This is a genomic window from Caenimonas sedimenti (assembly GCF_007833165.1).
Taxonomy (GTDB): Bacteria; Pseudomonadota; Gammaproteobacteria; order Burkholderiales; family Burkholderiaceae_C; genus Ramlibacter; species Ramlibacter sedimenti.
Genome location: NZ_VOBQ01000030.1, coordinates 1 through 15,618, shown reverse-complemented (window position 1 = coordinate 15,618; position 15,618 = coordinate 1). Strand labels below are relative to the sequence as shown.

At 69.4% G+C, this 15,618-nt stretch carries 17 protein-coding genes and 1 pseudogene; 13 read left to right on the top strand and 5 right to left on the bottom strand.

The features are described 5' to 3' along the window. The first annotated feature begins 84 nt into the window (after nucleotides 1–84). The 3 genes from FN976_RS27745 to FN976_RS27735 are packed head-to-tail and all read left to right on the top strand — an operon-like array spanning nucleotide 85 to nucleotide 1,246. Entirely contained in the window at nucleotides 85–639 is a 555-nt protein-coding gene (locus tag FN976_RS27745) for a flavodoxin family protein (protein ID WP_145897165.1), read from the top strand. Between the two features lie 11 nt (nucleotides 640–650). Next, nucleotides 651–860, top strand: coding sequence for a tautomerase family protein (locus FN976_RS27740; protein ID WP_145897163.1), 210 nt, complete (start codon nucleotides 651–653; stop codon nucleotides 858–860). Beyond that, nucleotides 857–1,246: a nuclear transport factor 2 family protein gene (locus tag FN976_RS27735; protein ID WP_145897161.1), complete on the top strand. Its 390-nt coding sequence runs from the start codon at nucleotides 857–859 to the stop codon at nucleotides 1,244–1,246. Before FN976_RS27740 ends, FN976_RS27735 begins: the two co-directional genes overlap by 4 nt. Here the strand turns inward: FN976_RS27735 and FN976_RS27730 are convergent. Next, nucleotides 1,243–1,803 carry a DUF1439 domain-containing protein gene (locus tag FN976_RS27730; protein ID WP_145897159.1) on the bottom strand — a complete coding sequence of 187 codons (561 nt, stop codon included), beginning with the start codon at nucleotides 1,801–1,803 and terminating at the stop codon, nucleotides 1,243–1,245. The two genes, FN976_RS27735 and FN976_RS27730, sit on opposite strands and share 4 nt — an antisense overlap. A gap of 20 nt (nucleotides 1,804–1,823) precedes the next feature. On the opposite strand from FN976_RS27730, the gene FN976_RS27725 reads away from it, so the two are divergent. Together FN976_RS27725 and FN976_RS29065 are read left to right on the top strand one after the other, a co-directional pair. After that, complete coding sequence (locus tag FN976_RS27725) at nucleotides 1,824–2,294, top strand: hypothetical protein (RefSeq protein ID WP_145897157.1); 471 nt, start codon at nucleotides 1,824–1,826, stop codon at nucleotides 2,292–2,294. Between the two features lie 160 nt (nucleotides 2,295–2,454). After that, entirely contained in the window at nucleotides 2,455–2,616 is a 162-nt protein-coding gene (locus tag FN976_RS29065; protein WP_186511247.1) for a hypothetical protein, read from the top strand. Between the two features lie 13 nt (nucleotides 2,617–2,629). Here the strand turns inward: FN976_RS29065 and FN976_RS27720 are convergent, their stop codons facing one another. Beyond that, complete coding sequence (locus FN976_RS27720) at nucleotides 2,630–3,961, bottom strand: PQQ-dependent sugar dehydrogenase (RefSeq protein ID WP_145897155.1); 1,332 nt, start codon at nucleotides 3,959–3,961, stop codon at nucleotides 2,630–2,632. Between the two features lie 63 nt (nucleotides 3,962–4,024). Here FN976_RS27720 and FN976_RS27715 point away from each other — a divergent pair, with 63 nt between their 5' ends. The 4 genes from FN976_RS27715 (at nucleotide 4,025) to FN976_RS27700 (ending at nucleotide 8,448) form a co-directional block, all read left to right on the top strand. Then, entirely contained in the window at nucleotides 4,025–4,759 is a 735-nt protein-coding gene (locus FN976_RS27715) for an alanyl-tRNA editing protein (protein WP_145897153.1), read from the top strand. A 53-nt stretch (nucleotides 4,760–4,812) separates the two neighbouring features. Further along, nucleotides 4,813–6,951: a protein-disulfide reductase DsbD family protein gene (locus tag FN976_RS27710; RefSeq protein ID WP_145897151.1), complete on the top strand. Its 2,139-nt coding sequence runs from the start codon at nucleotides 4,813–4,815 to the stop codon at nucleotides 6,949–6,951. 10 nt (nucleotides 6,952–6,961) lie between these two features. Next, nucleotides 6,962–7,573: a thioredoxin family protein gene (locus tag FN976_RS27705; protein WP_145897149.1), complete on the top strand. Its 612-nt coding sequence runs from the start codon at nucleotides 6,962–6,964 to the stop codon at nucleotides 7,571–7,573. A gap of 80 nt (nucleotides 7,574–7,653) precedes the next feature. Then, nucleotides 7,654–8,448 carry a sulfite exporter TauE/SafE family protein gene (locus tag FN976_RS27700; RefSeq protein ID WP_145897147.1) on the top strand — a complete coding sequence of 265 codons (795 nt, stop codon included), beginning with the start codon at nucleotides 7,654–7,656 and terminating at the stop codon, nucleotides 8,446–8,448. 31 nt (nucleotides 8,449–8,479) lie between these two features. On the opposite strand, the gene FN976_RS27695 is transcribed toward FN976_RS27700, so the two are convergent. Beyond that, complete coding sequence (locus FN976_RS27695) at nucleotides 8,480–8,854, bottom strand: hypothetical protein (protein WP_145897144.1); 375 nt, start codon at nucleotides 8,852–8,854, stop codon at nucleotides 8,480–8,482. Between the two features lie 138 nt (nucleotides 8,855–8,992). Between FN976_RS27695 and FN976_RS27690 the strand changes: the two genes are divergently transcribed. Together FN976_RS27690 and FN976_RS27685 are read left to right on the top strand one after the other, a co-directional pair. Beyond that, nucleotides 8,993–9,469, top strand: a complete 477-nt coding sequence (locus FN976_RS27690) for a CoA-binding protein (RefSeq protein ID WP_145897142.1) — start codon at nucleotides 8,993–8,995, stop codon at nucleotides 9,467–9,469. Between the two features lie 4 nt (nucleotides 9,470–9,473). Then, nucleotides 9,474–10,796: an O-acetylhomoserine aminocarboxypropyltransferase/cysteine synthase family protein gene (locus FN976_RS27685; RefSeq protein WP_145897140.1), complete on the top strand. Its 1,323-nt coding sequence runs from the start codon at nucleotides 9,474–9,476 to the stop codon at nucleotides 10,794–10,796. A 42-nt stretch (nucleotides 10,797–10,838) separates the two neighbouring features. Here FN976_RS27685 and FN976_RS27680 read toward each other — a convergent pair whose 3' ends face one another. Continuing rightward, on the bottom strand, nucleotides 10,839–11,933 hold the full coding sequence (locus FN976_RS27680; RefSeq protein WP_145897138.1) for a tetratricopeptide repeat protein: 1,095 nt from the start codon (nucleotides 11,931–11,933) through the stop codon (nucleotides 10,839–10,841). A gap of 44 nt (nucleotides 11,934–11,977) precedes the next feature. On the opposite strand from FN976_RS27680, the gene hemE reads away from it, so the two are divergent. After that, entirely contained in the window at nucleotides 11,978–13,072 is a 1,095-nt protein-coding gene (hemE, locus tag FN976_RS27675) for a uroporphyrinogen decarboxylase (RefSeq protein WP_145897136.1), read from the top strand. A 367-nt stretch (nucleotides 13,073–13,439) separates the two neighbouring features. Continuing rightward, nucleotides 13,440–15,485 carry a replication restart helicase PriA gene (gene priA / locus FN976_RS27670; protein ID WP_145897134.1) on the top strand — a complete coding sequence of 682 codons (2,046 nt, stop codon included), beginning with the start codon at nucleotides 13,440–13,442 and terminating at the stop codon, nucleotides 15,483–15,485. A 6-nt stretch (nucleotides 15,486–15,491) separates the two neighbouring features. On the opposite strand, the pseudogene FN976_RS29620 reads toward priA, so the two are convergent. Next, nucleotides 15,492–15,618: pseudogene (locus FN976_RS29620) on the bottom strand (IS481 family transposase); the annotation flags it as partial.

The following is a 15,618-nucleotide window of genomic DNA, read 5'->3' as shown; positions in this document are numbered from 1 at the left end:
GTGAAGTGCATCTCGGCTAGTTTATCAATCACGAAGCCATGAATAACCTTGCTCCATTCCTCAACCACCACCCGGAGCGCATCCATGGCATCCCCCATCAGCATCGTCTTTCACAGCGGCTACGGCCACACCCGCAAGGTGGCCGAGGCCGTGGCCCAGGCGAGCGGCGCCAGCCTGCTGGAGATCGACGAGCAGGGCGACCTGCACGCCGACGGCTGGGACCGGCTGGCCGCCTCACGCGCCATCGTCTTCGGCTCGCCCACCTACATGGGCAACGTCAGCTGGCAGTTCAAGAAGTTCGCCGACGCCTCGTCCCGCGTGTGGGCGCAGCAGGGTTGGAAGGACAAGCTGGCCGCCGGCTTCACCAACAGCGCCAGCATCAACGGCGACAAGCACGCCACGGTGCAGGCGCTGTTCACGCTGTCGCAGCAGCACGGCATGCTCTGGGTGGGCACCGGCATGATGCCCGCCAACAGCAAGGCCGCGACCCGCGACGACATCAACCACCTGGCCGGCTTCAGCGGGCTGCTCACGGCCACGCCTTCGGACGCGAGCGTCGAAGAGATGGTCCCCGGCGACCTGGCGACGGCCCGCGCCTTCGGCGAACGCGTCGCGGCCGTCGTGCGGCGCTACAACTGAGGAGCGCGGCCATGCCCTATGTGAACATCCAGGTCACGCGCGAAGGCGTCACGCGCGAGCAGAAGGCCCAGGTCATCGCCGGTGTCAGCGACGTGCTGCACCGGGTGCTCGGCAAGGACCCCGCCATCACCTACGTGGTGATCGAGGAGGTGGAGCCCGACAACTGGGGCGTCGGCGGGCTGCCGTTGCCCGAGTTCCGCCGGCGCCAGGCCGCGCCATGAGCGGCGCTTCCGGCTTTGCCGAGGTGTCCGCACTGCTGGCGGAGTACTTCGATGGCTTGCACCACAGCGACTCGGCGCGCCTGGCGCGGGTGTTCCATCCCGAGGCGCACTACTTCACGGCCACCGGCGGGACGCTGGTGCACCTGGACATGGCGCGCTACCTGCCCATCGTCGAAGCGCGGCCTTCGCCGGCCAGCCGGGGCGAGGCGCGCAGCGACCGCATCCTCGCGATCGAATTCGCGGGCCCGGTGACGGCATTCGCCAAGGTGAATTGCTCGATCGCGCCGCGGCAGTTCACCGATTTCCTCACCCTGCTGAAGGTGGACGGAGCCTGGCGCATCGTCGCGAAGGTGTTCCACTACGAAGTCGTGGAGCCATCGCCCTAGCGGCGCTGCCGGGGACCGAACAGGATCAGCAGGCCGTCGTCCCGCACGATGAACTGCTCCGGCTCGAACCCCATCGTCTCCGCCAAGGCAAGTTCGCGTGGCGAGAATCGATGCAGCACCACCTCGGCCAGCGCCTCGCGCGCCAGCGCCGGCAACACGGCCACCAGGGCCTGGCGCGATTCCGCAGGCAAGCCCGGCCAGCGCAAATCCAGGATCTCCAGCCGCTGCCCGCGCAACGTCTGGTCCGACGGCTCGTAGCGCAGGGCGAACACGACGTCCAGTTCACCGGCGGGCGCCTCCTTCGCCTGGCGCCCGCTGACCTGGGCCACGAGCGTGGCGCCGAGCAGGTTGCGCGCCGGCAGCATGAGCAGGCGGGGCGCGCTGGCCTGGACCTCCAGCACGCCGCGCAGCCCGAAGCGCACGGGAAAGCGCGCCGCGAGTGCGCCGTGAAGTTCGGCCGCGGAGATCTTGTGGCGTGGCCGCTGTTCGCCGTCCTGCGCGAACAGGCGGGCGACCGGCCAGCAGGCCAAGGTGGTGATGAGCAGCCGGCGGTCCATCTTTCTGGGATAGTGCCAGCATGCGCCTCGTTCCGCAGGTTTACTGGGGGTTTGCCGCGCTGGCCGTGGCCGCGCTGCTGGCTTTCAACGACCAGGTGGCGCCCCGCGCCGCCGGGCCTTCCAACACATTGGGCCAGGACGAGGTCGCGCAGCTGCTGCCCGGCACGTGGCTGCGCGAATACGGCGCGGATGCCGTGCAGGCCCGGCGGGTGCTGCAACTGGCGGCGGATGGCGGATTTCGCGAGACCGTGCGGGCCACGGGTGCATCCGGCGAGACCATCGAGCATGTGCACGAGGGCACGTGGCTCTACGACGGCACCAACCTCAAGCGCAAATACACGCTCATGAACGGCCGGCCACCGTCGCGGCTGAACCTGCCGTTCGCCACGTTCCAGATCGCTTTCGAGACCCGCAACGAATTCGTCGGCACGGACCACATCCACCGCAACCGCATCCGCTACCGGCGGGTGGCGGACGGTACGCAGCCGTAGGCCGGGCCGCCCGGGCGGGAGTGGGAGGGTTCCGCGCGGGGCGCCGCCGTCCGCCTACGCCTGTAGTCGGCCTGCCGACCTGCTCGGCCGTCGCCTTCCCGCAAGCGGACAGGCGATGGGGCGACCGACAAGGCCCGCCCCGGCGGCCAAGATCGAACCCATGAAAGCCATCGCCACCACCATCCAACATGCGGAGCCGCGCGACTGTCTGCTCCTGCTGGCCGCTTCGGCGTCCGCGCTGGTGCTGTCGAGCCTGGACCAATGCACGCGTGGGCCTTCGATCACCGCCATGGTGCTGACCCACCTGCACTGGTTCTACTGAACGGCGAGCCCGCTCAGTTCGTTTTAGCCACCCGCCAGACCACGTTGCCGACATCGTCGGCCACCAGCAACGCTCCTTTGCCGTCCAGGGCCACACCGACAGGGCGGCCGTAGGCCTTGCCGTTCTTGCTGAGGAAACCGGTGAGGAAAGCCTGGGGCGTCCCGTTGGGCTTGCCGCCGGCGAACGGGACGAACACCACGTTGTAGCCCGTCAGCGTCTTGCGGTTCCAGGAGCCGTGCTGGCCGATGAAAGCGCCACTGGCGTAGTTGGCGGGCATGCGCGCATCGGAAAACGCCAGGCCCAGCGGCGCCACGTGCGAGCCCAGGCCATAGTCCGGCGCGATCGCCTTGGCGACCATGTCGGGGTTCGGCGGCTTGACGCGCGCATCGACGTTCTTGCCCCAGTAGCTCCAGGGCCAGCCGTAGAACGCGCCGTCCTTCACCGAGGTGAGGTAGTCGGGCACCAGGTCGTTGCCCAGTTCGTCGCGCTCATTCACCACCGTCCACAACGCTTTCGATTGCGGTTCCCAGCCCAGCCCGTTCGGGTTGCGCAGGCCGCTCGCGAAGAGGCGCTTGTTGCCGGTCGCGCGGTCGACCTCCCAGATGGCGGCGCGGCCTTCCTCGGACGCCATGCCGTTGTCGCCGATGTTGCTGTTGGAGCCGACCGTCGCATACAGCTTGCTGCCGTCGGCGCTGGCGATGATGTTCTTGGTCCAGTGATGGTTGGCGCCGGCCGGCAGGTCGGTCACTTTGACCGGCGCGGCGCTGATGGTGGTCTGCCCCGGCTGGTAGGGCACCTTGACGATCGCATCGGCGTTGGCGATGAAGAGTTCGTTGCCCACGAGCGCCATGCCGAAGGGCGAGAACAGGCCGCTCATGAAGACGTTCTTCACTTCGGCGACACCGTCGCCGTCGGCATCGCGCAGCAAGGTGATGCGATTGGCGCTGGGGCTGCCGGCGCCGGCCCGCTTCATCACCGCGCCCATGGCCTTGCCGCGCACGCCCTCCGCGTGCACGTTCCTGGCGCCCTCCTTCGGCGGCGGCTTGTTGCTCTCCGCCACCAGCACGTCGCCGTTGGGCAGGGTGTAGACCCAGCGCGGGTGGTCCAGTCCGGCCGCCAGCGCCGTCACCTTGAAGCCAGCGGGCGCCTGGGGCATCGTGCCCTGCGGCCAGCCCTGGGCCGGCGCGATGTTCACCGTGGGCACCAGGCCGCTTTTCTCCGGCGCCGGCAAGCTGGGATTGACGCCGATGCCCTGCGGCCCCGATTGGGCGAAGGCGGCGGCGATGCATGCCGCCAGCGTGCTGCCCGCGAGGGCGGAAGGAAGGAGGCGCGGAACGTACTTCATCAGCGAAAGTGTGGTCGGCGGCACCGCCGCACCCCTGTAGGCGAAAACCGCGAAAATCGCGGCATGACGCAAGAGCTGTTCCGCCAGGATGCCTATCTGCGGGAGACCCCCGCCTCCATCGTCGCTCTGACCGAGCAGGGCGTGGTGCTCGACCGCACTGTGTTCTATCCGCTGGGCGGTGGCCAGGCCGGTGACAGCGGGGAACTGGTGCTGGCCGGCGGCGCCGTGCTGGTGGTGGCCGACACGCGCAAGTGCAAGGACGCCGAAGGCAAGCCGACCGCTGACATCGCCCACGTGCCGGCGCCGGGCCAGGAGGCCCTGCTGGCCACGCTGCAGCCCGGCCAGCCGGTCGTGGCGCGCATCGACTGGGAGCGCCGCCATCGCCACATGCGCTTCCACACGGCGACGCACCTGCTGTGCCACCTGGTGCCGCAACTGGTGAACGGCTGCTCGATCACGGCCGACGCCGCCCGGCTCGACTTCAACATGACGGATCCGCTGGACAAGGAGGCGCTCTCCGCAGGCATCGCCCGGCTGGTCGCTGCCGGCCATCCCGTGCAGATCGCTTCGATCACCGATGAAGAGCTGGACGCGAACCCGGCGCTGGTGAAAAGCATGTCGGTCCAGCCGCCGCGCGGCACCGGGCGCATCAGGACCATCCGCGTCGGCGATGCGATCGACTACCAGCCCTGCGGGGGCACGCATGTCGCCAACACCGCGGAAATCGGGCCTGTGGTGGTGACCAAGATCGAGAAGAAGAGCGCGACCACGCGCCGCGTCGTGCTGGGCTTCGCTTGAACAACCGCGCTGCGGCCGGAACTTCCGGCCCACCGCTGAGCTCCACCACTGCAATGCATTTCCCCCGTTTCCTGGCTGCGGCTGCGCTGGCCCTTGTTTTGGCGCCGCTGGGCGCGGCCGCCCAGGGCAAGGCCGTGGTCACCACCGAGCGGGTGCGCGCCGAACTGCTGGCCCACGCGCCGGAGGGCTTGCAGCCGGGCAAGCCGGTCTGGGTCGGCCTGCAATTGGCGCACCAGCCCGAGTGGCACACCTACTGGAAGAATTCGGGTGACTCCGGCCTGCCGACGCAGCTGGAGTGGAAACTGCCGCGCGGCGTGGTCGCGGGCGACATCCAGTGGCCGCTGCCCAAGAAGATCCCGATCGGCACGCTGGCCAACTACGGTTACGAAGGCACGGTCCTGCTGCCGGTGCCGCTCACGATCACGCCCGAGTTCAAGCCTTCGGTGCTGGCGGGCGACGTCGAGATCAAGCTCAAGGCCAACTGGCTGGTGTGCAAGAAGGAATGCATCCCGGAGGACGGCGAGTTCATGCTCAAGCTGCCGGCACGCAGCACGACGGCCCTGCATGGCGGCGCGTTCGACGCGGCCTTCGCGGCCGCGCCGCGGCCGCTCGCAGCGCCGCTGGGCGACCGGGTCCCGGAAAGCCACGCCCGCATCGACGGCCAGGCGCTCGAACTCTCGGTGCAGAACCTGCCGGTGCAGGCCCGCGGCAAGACGCTGCAGTTCTTCCCCGAGACCGCTGAAGTCATCGAAACGGCGGCGCCCTTCACGCAAGCGTGGAAGGGTGCGGTGTGGACCGCGCGCATCCCCCTGTCGGCCCAGCGCAGCGCCAGCCCGAATCCACTGCCGGTGGTCCTGGCGGACGGCAGCCAGGGCTGGCGGGCGGAGCTGAAGGTGCTGGGCGCCTGGCCGACGGTGGCTGCCGCGGCGACCGTGTCGCCTGCGCTCGAAGCCGCCCTGCGCGGCAACGCGGCGCAGCCGCAAGGTGCGCCGCCGATCACCTTGCTCGCGGCGCTGGTGGGGGCCTTGCTGGGCGGGTTGCTGCTGAACCTGATGCCCTGCGTGTTCCCGGTGCTGGCGATCAAGGTTGTCAGCTTCACGCGCCACGCGGACGACACCCATGGGCACCGCGTGGCGGGCCTGGCCTACACGGCCGGCGTGCTGGTCTCCTTCGTCGCCCTGGGCGCCCTGGTGCTGGCCCTGCGGGCGGCCGGGGAGCAGCTGGGCTGGGGGTTCCAGCTGCAGTCGCCGGCGGTGGTCGCGACGCTGGCGGCACTGTTCACGCTGATCGCGCTCAACCTCGCCGGTGTCTTCGAGTTCGGCAGCTTGCTGCCGAGCAGCGTGGCCACGCTGGAGGCCAAGCATCCGGTGGCCAACTCCTTCCTGACCGGCGTGCTGGCGGTGGCAGTGGCTTCCCCCTGCACCGCGCCGTTCATGGGCGCTTCGCTCGGCTATGCGATCGGGCTGCCCGGCCCCCTGGCGCTGGCCATCTTCGCGGCGCTGGGCCTGGGCATGGCCTTGCCGTACCTGGCCGCCAGCTGGCTGCCCGCCGTCGCGCGCGCGCTGCCGCGGCCGGGCGCCTGGATGGAGACGTTCCGGCGCCTCATGGCCTTCCCCATGTTCGCCACCGTCGCCTGGCTCGTCTGGGTGGTCGGGCAGCAGGCCGGCATCGACGGCGCCGGCGCGCTGCTGGGCTTGCTGGTCGCGCTGAGCATGGTGGTCTGGGCGTTCACGCTGCGCGGCCGGTCGCGGCTGGCCCTGGGCGCGTTGGCGCTGGCGTGCTTCGGCGTGCTGGCCTGGTCGACCGGCGACGCCATCACGCGCCAGGCCGCGGCGCCGCAGGCTGCCGCCGGCGGCCGCTGGCAGCCCTGGGAGCCCGGCCGGGTAGACCAGCTGCTGGCAGCGGGCCAACCCGTCTTCGTCGACTTCACGGCCGCCTGGTGCGTCACCTGCCAGTACAACAAGAAGACCACACTGTCGAACGGGGCAGTGCTGGGCGACTTCGAATCGCGTAACTTCGCCTTGTTGCGGGCGGACTGGACCCGCCGCGACCCCGCCATCACCGCGGCGCTGTCCCAGCTGGGGCGCAACGGGGTGCCGGTGTACGTCATCTACCGGCAGGGCCGCCGCCCGGTGGTGCTGTCGGAAGTGCTGGGTGTGGATGAAGTTCGTGCTGCGATCAACCAACTCTAGGAGTACCGCCATGCTGCGTCGTGCCTTGCTTGCCTTCTCTGCCCTCGCCTGGGTCGCCGCCGTGCAGGCCGCGCCCGCGGTGGGGCAACCCGCGCCCGATTTCACGCTGAAGGACGCGAGCGGCAAGACCGTGAAGCTGAGCGACTATCGCGGCAAGCACGTGGTGCTGGAGTGGACCAACCCCGGCTGCCCCTACGTGAAGAAGCACTACAACAGCGGCAACATGGCTGCCACGCAGCAGGATGCGATGAGCAAGGGTGCGGTGTGGCTGGCGATCAACTCCACCGAGAAGGACGCCTACGACTACCTCGAGCCGGCCAAGCTGGTCGCCTGGATGAAGGAGCGCAAGTCGGCGCCGACCGCCACGCTGATGGACGAAGAAGGCGTGGCCGGCCGCGCCTACGGCGCGCGCACCACGCCGCACATGTACATCGTCGATCCGCAAGGCAAGCTGGTGTACGCCGGCGGCATCGACAGCATTCCGTCCAGCAATCCGGACGACATCAAGAAGGCCACCAACTACGTGAAGCAAGGCCTCGGCGAGGCACTGGCCGGCAAGCCGGTGAGTGCGGCCACCACGCGGCCTTACGGCTGCAGCATCAAGTACAAGAGCGCGGCCTGAGCGCCGCGCCCGGTGACGCCGGGTCGCCAGACACGTTCGCGCGGCGGCGCTGACGCGACGGAGGCATTCATACTCCGGCGGTGACCTGGATTCCCCTCTACTTCGCCGTCGGTGCCTCGGTCGGCTTTCTCGCCGGCTTGCTCGGCATCGGTGGGGGGATGACCCTGGTCCCCTTGCTGGCGTGGATGTTCACCGCCCAGCAGTTCGCGCCAGACCACGTGGTGCACCTGGCCCTGGGGACGGGGATGGCCTCCATCATGTTCACGTCCAGCGCCAGCGTGCGGACGCATCACCGCCTGGGTGGCGTCGACTGGGCCTTGGTGCGCCGGCTGAGCCCCGCCATGGTCCTCGGCACGCTGGTGGCAACGATGGCGTCAGCCTGGGTCCCCCAGCGCGTCCTTGCCCTGGCCTTCGGCGTCATCGTGTTCGCGGGCGCAACCCAGATTCTGCTTGGCCGCAAGCCCTCTGCCGCGCGAGGCGTGCCAGGCGCCCCCGCGCTGTTCGCGATCGGGCTTCTCATCGGCGTCATCTCCGGGCTGGTGTCAGCGGGCGGGTCCTTCCTCACGGTGCCGTTCATGCTGTTCTGCGGCATTGCGATGACCACTGCCATCGGCACCGGTGCCGCACTGGGGGTTCCGGTGGCGGTGATGGGAACGCTTGGGTATGCGATCAGCGGCTGGCACGTTCCCGGCCTTCCTCCTTTCACGGCGGGATTCATTTACGGCCCGGCCCTGGCCAGCATCGTGGCCGGCAGCGTGTTGACGGCGCCGGTCGGTGCCCGGGCGGCGCACCGCCTGCCGGTCGCCACCCTGCGCCGGGTGTTTGCCTGCCTGCTGTACGCACTGGCGGCGAAAATGCTGTGGACCTACCTCTGAGAGGGGTCCAGGCCACTCGCCGCCCCGCTCGCTAGTCCCGGATTTCCTTCGTCACGTGCCGGTGCAGTTCCTGCACGCGGCTGGACAGCTCTTCGCGCTCGCGCCGGTCCACCCAGCCGTCGCGGCTCATGCGGGCCTCCAGGTCGCGGACTTCCCGCAGCTCGCGGCGCAGGCGCCTGGCCTCGCGGTCGTTCAGGCGGCCGCGCCGTTCGCCGCGCTCGATGCGCTCGCCAGCTTCCCGGATGCGCAGGCGGATCTCACGTACTTCGCGCGACGCCTCCTCGGCGCGCCGCCCCGACGGGCCCGGGCGGCCGTCCGGCTGCGCCTGGACGATGCCGGGAACCATCGCGACGGCAAGCGTGAGTGCCACTGCGCTGGAGAGTAGAGAGAGTTTGGCGTGTCGCATGGCGGCCCTTCCGGGGAGGCGGGAAGCCATGCTAGCGGGCATCCCGCGACCGGTCCACAGTCCATCCGGACCAGATGCCTGGCATCCCGGGCAAAAGTCGCGCAGCGCTCTTTTTTCAGCGCATGCTTACACTGCGGCATGAGCACGATCAGCGAACTGCGCCGCATCCTCGGCACCTGCCGCACCCTCGCCGTGGTGGGCCTGTCGCCGCAATGGCACCGCCCCAGCTTCTTTGCCGCCAAGTACATGCAGGCCCATGGCTACCGCATCGTGCCGGTGAACCCGAGTGCGAAAGAGATCCTGGGGGAGCGCTGCTACCCCAGCGTGACCGCCGCCGCGCAGGACCACGCCATCGACATGGTCGACTGCTTCCGCCGCAGCGAGGACATCCCGCCGATCGCGCAGGAAGCCATCGCCATCGGTGCGAAATGCCTGTGGCTGCAGATCGGCGTCGTCGACGAACCGTCGGCGCAAATGGCCCGCGCGGCCGGCCTCGACGTGGTGATGGACCGCTGCGTGAAGATCGAGCACGCGCGGCTGTTCGGCGGGCTCAACTGGGCCGGCGTCAACACCAAGGTCATCTCCGCGCAACGCCCGCGCCAGCTGTTCTACTGAAACCATGGCCGACCAAGACCACGAATACGGCTTCGGCACGCGAGCGATTCACTCGGGCGCCATCCCCGACCCGGTGACCGGCGCGCGCGCGACCCCCATCCACCAGACCACCAGCTTCGTCTTCGACTCGGCGGAGCACGCCGCCAGCCTGTTCAACCTGCAGACCTTCGGCAATGTCTACAGCCGCATCAGCAACCCAACGGTGGCGGTGCTGGAAGAGCGTGTGGCCTCGCTGGAAGGCGGCCGCGCGGCGCTGGCCTGTGCCACCGGCATGGCGGCGCAGATGACGGCCCTGCTGGCCATCCTGAAGGCCGGCGACCACATCGTGGCGGCATCGACGCTCTATGGCGGCACCGTCGGCCAGCTGGGGATCGGCTTCTCGCGGCTCGGCATCGAGACGACGTTCGTCGATCCGGAGGACCCGGAGAATTTCCGGAAGGCGATCCGCCCGAACACCCGCGCCGTCTACGGCGAAACGCTGGGCAATCCGCTGGTCAACGTGTTCGACATCGAGCCCGTCGCGCAGATCGCGCACGAGCATGGCCTGCCGCTGGTGATCGACAACACCGTGGCCTCGCCTTACCTTTGCAATCCGTTTGCTTTCGGTGCCGACATCGTGGTGCACAGCGCCACCAAGTACCTGGGCGGCCACGGCACGACCATGGCGGGCGTCGTGGTCGAGTCGGGCAAGTTCGATTGGGGCAGCGGGCTCGCGGCGAAGAACTTTCCCGAGATGCTGGAACCCAGCCGCGCATACCACGGCGTGAAGTTCTACGAAACCTTCGGCGACTTCGGCTACACGATGAAGGCGCGGATGGAGGTGAACCGCACCTTCGGTGCCACGCTGTCCCCGCTGAATGCCTGGCTGATCCTGCAGGGCATCGAAACGCTGCACCTGCGCATGCAGGCGCATTGCCGCAATGCGCTGCGCGTCGCCGAATTCCTGAGCGAGCACCCGCTGGTGGGCTGGGTGAACTATCCCGGCCTGCCGGGTTCACCGCATCACGCGCTGGCGAAGAAGCAGTTCCGCCCGGTCGACGGGGGTCCCGGTGCGTCGGGCATCCTCACCTTCGGCATTCGCGCCGGTGACGCGGCGCGCGCCGGCGAACGCTTCATCGACGCCTGCGAGTTCTTGAGCCACCTCGCGAACATCGGCGACGCGAAGACGCTGGTGATCCACCCGGCATCGACCACGCACCGTCAGCTGAACGAGGAGGAACTCGCGCGCGCCGGGGTGCGGCCGGACATGATCCGCCTGTCGGTCGGCATCGAGGATGTGGAAGACATCCTCTGGGACGTTGACCAGGCCCTGCGCAAGGCGGTGTGACGCGCACGGGCCGCTGGGGTTCGCCTGCGGGCTCACCCCAGCCTACGCGACGCGCTCCAGCCAGCAGAAGAGGCCCGGAATGGGCACGCCCTGGTCCTCGCGCACGGGGTGCCGCTCGATCCGCGTGACGCGAAAACCGTGCGCATCGGCCAGGCGCCGCACATAGCCCTCGGAATGGGCATAGCGCAGGCTGGCGCGCAGTTCCACCTCGGCCTGCGCGGACTCCTCCAGGCTGAAGCAGAACAAGCCGCCGGGAAGCATCAGGCGCTCCAATTCGCCGAAGACGCCGTCGAGCGCGCCGACATAGACGAACACATCGGCGGCCACCACGCCATCGTGCGGCAGCTCGCGATGCTTCAGGTAGGCCAGCACGTCGCCCTGCACCAGCGCGTCGTACCAGCCATGCGTGCGCGCCCGCTCCAGCATGTTGCGCGAGAGATCGACGCCCGTCATGCGGTCGGCCAGCGGCCACAACCAGCGGCCGCACAGACCGGTCCCGCAGCCGAGGTCGACGGCGTCGTGGAAGTGCCGCCCCTGCTTCGCCAGCGGTTCCAGCAGGCGTCGCGGCGCGTCGTATTTCAGCGCCTCCACCAGGTGCTGGTCGAACTCCTGCGCATAGCCGTCGAACAGCGCCTCGACATACCCGTGCGGCGCGGCCTCGGGCGCCGGTGCGGCCGCAAGGCCGGCGAGGTAGAAGGCATTCAACTCGGCGTCGCCGCCCTGGGCCAGCGAAGTTCGGAAAGACTCCGCGGCCTCGTCGGCACGCCCCAGCTCCTTCAGGACGCTGCCGCGCAGCAGCCAGATCGCCGGCGCCTCCGATTGCCCGGCCAGGGCGCGATCGAACATCGCCAGGGCTGCGGTCTTGCGGCCCAGTTCGGCCAGCGCTGTGCCCGCGTGCCCCAGGGCCTCGGCGTTGTCCGGTTCGCTGGCCAGGGCCTGTTCCAGGTCGGCCAGCGCCTCTTCGGCACGCCCGAGCTTCAGGCGCGCCGCGCCCAGGTTGGTGAGCACTGAAGGTCGTCCCGGTGCCAGCGACAGCGCGGCGGCGAAACGGGCCTCGGCTTCGGCGAAGCGCCCGGCCTGGTAGTGCGCCACACCTTCCAGGAAGAAGGTGCGCGCCTGCGAAAGGATGGCGTCCATGGGTGCGGGCGATCATAGCCAAGGGGCCCTGCGACAATCGCGGCATGAGCTTCGCGCCCCTTCAGAACGACACCTTCCTGCGGGCCTGCCTGGGGCAGGCCACGCCCTATACGCCGCTGTGGCTGATGCGCCAGGCGGGCCGCTACCTGCCGGAATACAAGGCCACGCGCGCCCGTGCCGGCAGCTTCATGGGCCTGGCCACCAACGTGGACTACGCGACGGAGGTCACGCTGCAGCCGCTCGAGCGATTCAAGCTGGACGCGGCCATCCTCTTCTCCGACATCCTGACGGTGCCCGACGCCATGGGGCTGGGCCTGACCTTCGCCGAGGGCGAAGGCCCGCGCTTCGCTCACACGGTGCGCGATGAGGCGGCCGTCGCCAAGCTCGCGGTGCCCGACATGGACCAGCTGCGCTATGTGTTCGATGCCGTCGCGTCGATCCGGCGCGCACTGGATGGCCGGGTGCCCCTGATCGGCTTCTCCGGCAGCCCCTGGACGCTGGCCTGCTACATGGTCGAAGGCAGCGGTTCGGCGGACGACTGGCGGCGCGTGAAGAGCCTGCTGTACAGCCGCCCGGACCTGATGCACCGCATCCTGGCGATCAACGCCGAAGCCGTCACGGCCTACCTCAACGCCCAGATCGAAGCGGGCGCCCAGGCGGTGATGATTTTCGACAGTTGGGGCGGTGCGCTGGCCCATGGCGCCTTCCAGAATTTCAGCCTGGGTTACACCTCGAAGGTGCTTTCCGGGCTGAAGCGCAGCCACGCTGGCGCGGTGATCCCGCGCATCGTTTTCACCAAGGGCGGCGCCCCCTGGCTGGATGCGATGGCGCAGCTCGATTGCGATGTGCTGGGACTCGATTGGACCGCCAGTCTGGGGGCCGCGCGCGCCCGCGTTGGGGAGCGCAAGGCACTGCAGGGCAACCTTGATCCGGCCGCGCTGTTTGCCCCCCCGGCGCAGGTGGCCGAGCAGGCCATCGCCGTGCTCGAGGACTTCGGCCCGCCGCACCAGGGGCCGGGCCGCGGCGCCACCCATGTCTTCAACCTCGGCCACGGCATCAGCCAGCACACACCGCCTGACCATGTGCATGCGCTGGTCGAAGCCGTGCATTCGCATTCGATGCGCATGCGCGCCGGCTGAGCCCCGTCGTGAACAAGCAGTCATCAGGGAGTACCCTAGGCAACGCGACTGCAAAAAGTTTGCCAGCGCCTTGACTTATGCACAAAAGGCGTGTTGCGGCGCACCCAGTCCGGCGTCGCGGCGGCCGCCGTGCTGCAAAAACAGTAGCGCTCCTAAGTGGTTGATTTTGTTGGCTTTCGCTGAATGCGCTTTTTCCGGGCAACGCAGCCAAGCCCTTGATTTCTCGGGCCTCGCGCGGCGGCGGAGGCGGTCTATCAACAAAGTTATCCACACATTTTGGGGTTGCGGGGCAAAGCGCTTTGGAATCAACGACTTACCGGGTTTTCCGCAAGCTCACGTGAACTGTTCTGGCTAACTGCCGTTTTTGATGCCCCAGCTCGTCTCCGTCGTCGTTGCTACCCCCGCGCACAGCGCGCTGGCCAGCCCGCTGAGCTACGAGAGTGAGCTTCCACTCGCGCCCGGGACCTTGGTGCGCGTGCCCCTGGGCAAGCGCGAACTGTGCGGCGTGGTGTGGGATGCACCGCAGCAAACCCGGCACGACAATTCGCCAGCAAATTTGCGGCCAATTACAACTGCGCTGGACGGCGTACCGCCGCTGTCCGCGTCCTGGCGACAACTCGTTACCTTCGCCGCGACCTATTACAAACGGGGGATCGGCGAAGTGGCGCTCGCCGCGCTGCCGCCGCAGTTGCGCGACCTCGACGCCACCCAGCTGGCCCGCCGGTTGAAGCGGCCGGCCCAAGCGCACGAGGGCGCCACCACACCGGGCCCGGCCGTTGTGACGGCGGAGCAAGGCGCGGCGCTGGCCGCGATCGCCGCGGGGGGCGGGCCATTTCTGCTGTTCGGCGCCACGGGCAGCGGCAAGACGGAGGTCTACCTGCGCGCCGCCCAGGCCTTGTTCGAAGCCGATCCGCAGGCGCAGGCCCTGGTGCTGGTGCCCGAGATCAATCTGACCCCGCAACTGCTGGCCCGCTTCGCCGAGCGGTTCGGCGCCGGGGCGGTGGCGGCGTTGCACAGCGGCATGACGCACCCGCAGCGCCTGCGGGCCTGGCTCGCGGCCCACCTGGGGCAGGCGCGCGTCGTGCTGGGCACGCGCATGGCGGTGTTCGCCTCGCTGCCGAAGCTGCGCCTGATCGTGGTGGACGAGGAGCACGACCCCAGCTACAAGCAGCAGGAAGGCGCCCGCTACTCGGCGCGCGACCTGGCGGTCTACCGGGCCCGGCTGGAAGGCGCCACCATCCTTCTCGGCTCCGCCACCCCTTCGATGGAGAGCTGGCAGGCCTGCGAGAAAGGCCGCTACCGGCGGTTGGACATGCCGGCGCGCGTGGGAGCGGGCGCGCTGCCGGCGGTGCGGCTGGTCGACATGAACCTGCAGCCGAAGCGCACGCTGTTCTCGCCCGCGCTGCTGGCCGCGATCATGAAACGCATCGCGCGCGGCGAGCAGTCGCTGGTGTTCCTCAACCGCCGGGGCTACGCCCCGGTGCTGGCCTGCGGCGCCTGCGACTGGAAAAGCGAATGCGCCCACTGCAGTGCCTTCCGCGTCTTCCACAAGGCCGACCGCACGCTGCGCTGCCACCACTGCGGCTACACCGAGCCGGTGCCGCGCGCCTGCCCGAGCTGCGGCAACGTCGACATCGCCCCCGTGGGCCGGGGCACGGAACGGCTGGAGGAACAGCTCGCCGCGCTCGTCGCGCCCGCACTGCGCCCCGATGGCCGCCCGGCGCGCGTCCTGCGCATGGACGCCGACAGCACGCGCGGGCAAGGCGAGCTGGAGCGGCAGCTCGCCGAGGTGCATTCCGGGGAGGTGGACGTGCTGGTCGGCACGCAGATGGTCACCAAGGGCCACGACTTCCGCCGCATCACGCTGGTGGCGGCCGTGAACCCCGATACAGCGCTGTTTTCCAGCGACTTCCGCGCGCCGGAGCGGCTGTTCAGCCTGCTGCTGCAGGCCTGCGGCCGCGCGGGCCGCGACGCCGTGCATGCGGCCGCCAGCGAGATGTGGGTGCAGACCTGGCATCCGCAGCATCCGCTGTTCGCGGCGCTGCGGCGGCACGATTTCGCCGGCTTCGCCGCGCAGCAGCTGAAGGAGCGGCAGCAGGCCGGCATGCCCCCCTTCACCTTCCAGGCCCTGCTGCGGGCGGACGCGCGCGAACAGGAGGTGGCCCAGGGCTTCCTCGCCGCCGCCGCAGCCGCGGCGGCGGAACTGGCGGGCCACTACGGCATCACCGTCTACGCGCCGGTGCCGCAGAGTGTCCAGCGAGTGGCCGACGTGGAACGGGCGCAGATGCTGCTCGAAAGCGAATCACGGCCCGCGCTGCAGACGTTCCTGGATGCCTGGCAGCCGCTGCTGCACAGCTTGCGGCCGCGCGGGCTGATCCGGTGGGCGGTGGACGTGGATCCGCTGGCGATCTGAGGTCCGCTAGGTGTGAAGTGTCAAGAGGTTGTTTGTAGCTGAGAGCCTGGAGATTGGCGGTTTGCAGCCGATCCCATGGTGCTGTCGGTGCCAGTTGTAGAAGTGGTTCCACTGCGGCAAAGCGGCTCGACGC

Bases quoted from the DNA above. Each gene is read 5' to 3' on its own strand.
- FN976_RS27745 (WP_145897165.1), top strand. From the start codon at position 85: ATGGCATCCCCCATCAGCATCGTCTTTCACAGCGGCTACGGCCACACC.
- FN976_RS27740 (WP_145897163.1), top strand. From the start codon at position 651: ATGCCCTATGTGAACATCCAGGTCACGCGCGAAGGCGTCACGCGCGAG.
- FN976_RS27735 (WP_145897161.1), top strand. From the start codon at position 857: ATGAGCGGCGCTTCCGGCTTTGCCGAGGTGTCCGCACTGCTGGCGGAG.
- FN976_RS27730 (WP_145897159.1), bottom strand. From the start codon at position 1,803: ATGGACCGCCGGCTGCTCATCACCACCTTGGCCTGCTGGCCGGTCGCC.
- FN976_RS27725 (WP_145897157.1), top strand. From the start codon at position 1,824: ATGCGCCTCGTTCCGCAGGTTTACTGGGGGTTTGCCGCGCTGGCCGTG.
- FN976_RS29065 (WP_186511247.1), top strand. From the start codon at position 2,455: ATGAAAGCCATCGCCACCACCATCCAACATGCGGAGCCGCGCGACTGT.
- FN976_RS27720 (WP_145897155.1), bottom strand. From the start codon at position 3,961: ATGAAGTACGTTCCGCGCCTCCTTCCTTCCGCCCTCGCGGGCAGCACG.
- FN976_RS27715 (WP_145897153.1), top strand. From the start codon at position 4,025: ATGACGCAAGAGCTGTTCCGCCAGGATGCCTATCTGCGGGAGACCCCC.
- FN976_RS27710 (WP_145897151.1), top strand. From the start codon at position 4,813: ATGCATTTCCCCCGTTTCCTGGCTGCGGCTGCGCTGGCCCTTGTTTTG.
- FN976_RS27705 (WP_145897149.1), top strand. From the start codon at position 6,962: ATGCTGCGTCGTGCCTTGCTTGCCTTCTCTGCCCTCGCCTGGGTCGCC.
- FN976_RS27695 (WP_145897144.1), bottom strand. From the start codon at position 8,854: ATGCGACACGCCAAACTCTCTCTACTCTCCAGCGCAGTGGCACTCACG.
- FN976_RS27690 (WP_145897142.1), top strand. From the start codon at position 8,993: ATGAGCACGATCAGCGAACTGCGCCGCATCCTCGGCACCTGCCGCACC.
- FN976_RS27685 (WP_145897140.1), top strand. From the start codon at position 9,474: ATGGCCGACCAAGACCACGAATACGGCTTCGGCACGCGAGCGATTCAC.
- FN976_RS27680 (WP_145897138.1), bottom strand. From the start codon at position 11,933: ATGGACGCCATCCTTTCGCAGGCGCGCACCTTCTTCCTGGAAGGTGTG.
- hemE (WP_145897136.1), top strand. From the start codon at position 11,978: ATGAGCTTCGCGCCCCTTCAGAACGACACCTTCCTGCGGGCCTGCCTG.
- priA (WP_145897134.1), top strand. From the start codon at position 13,440: ATGCCCCAGCTCGTCTCCGTCGTCGTTGCTACCCCCGCGCACAGCGCG.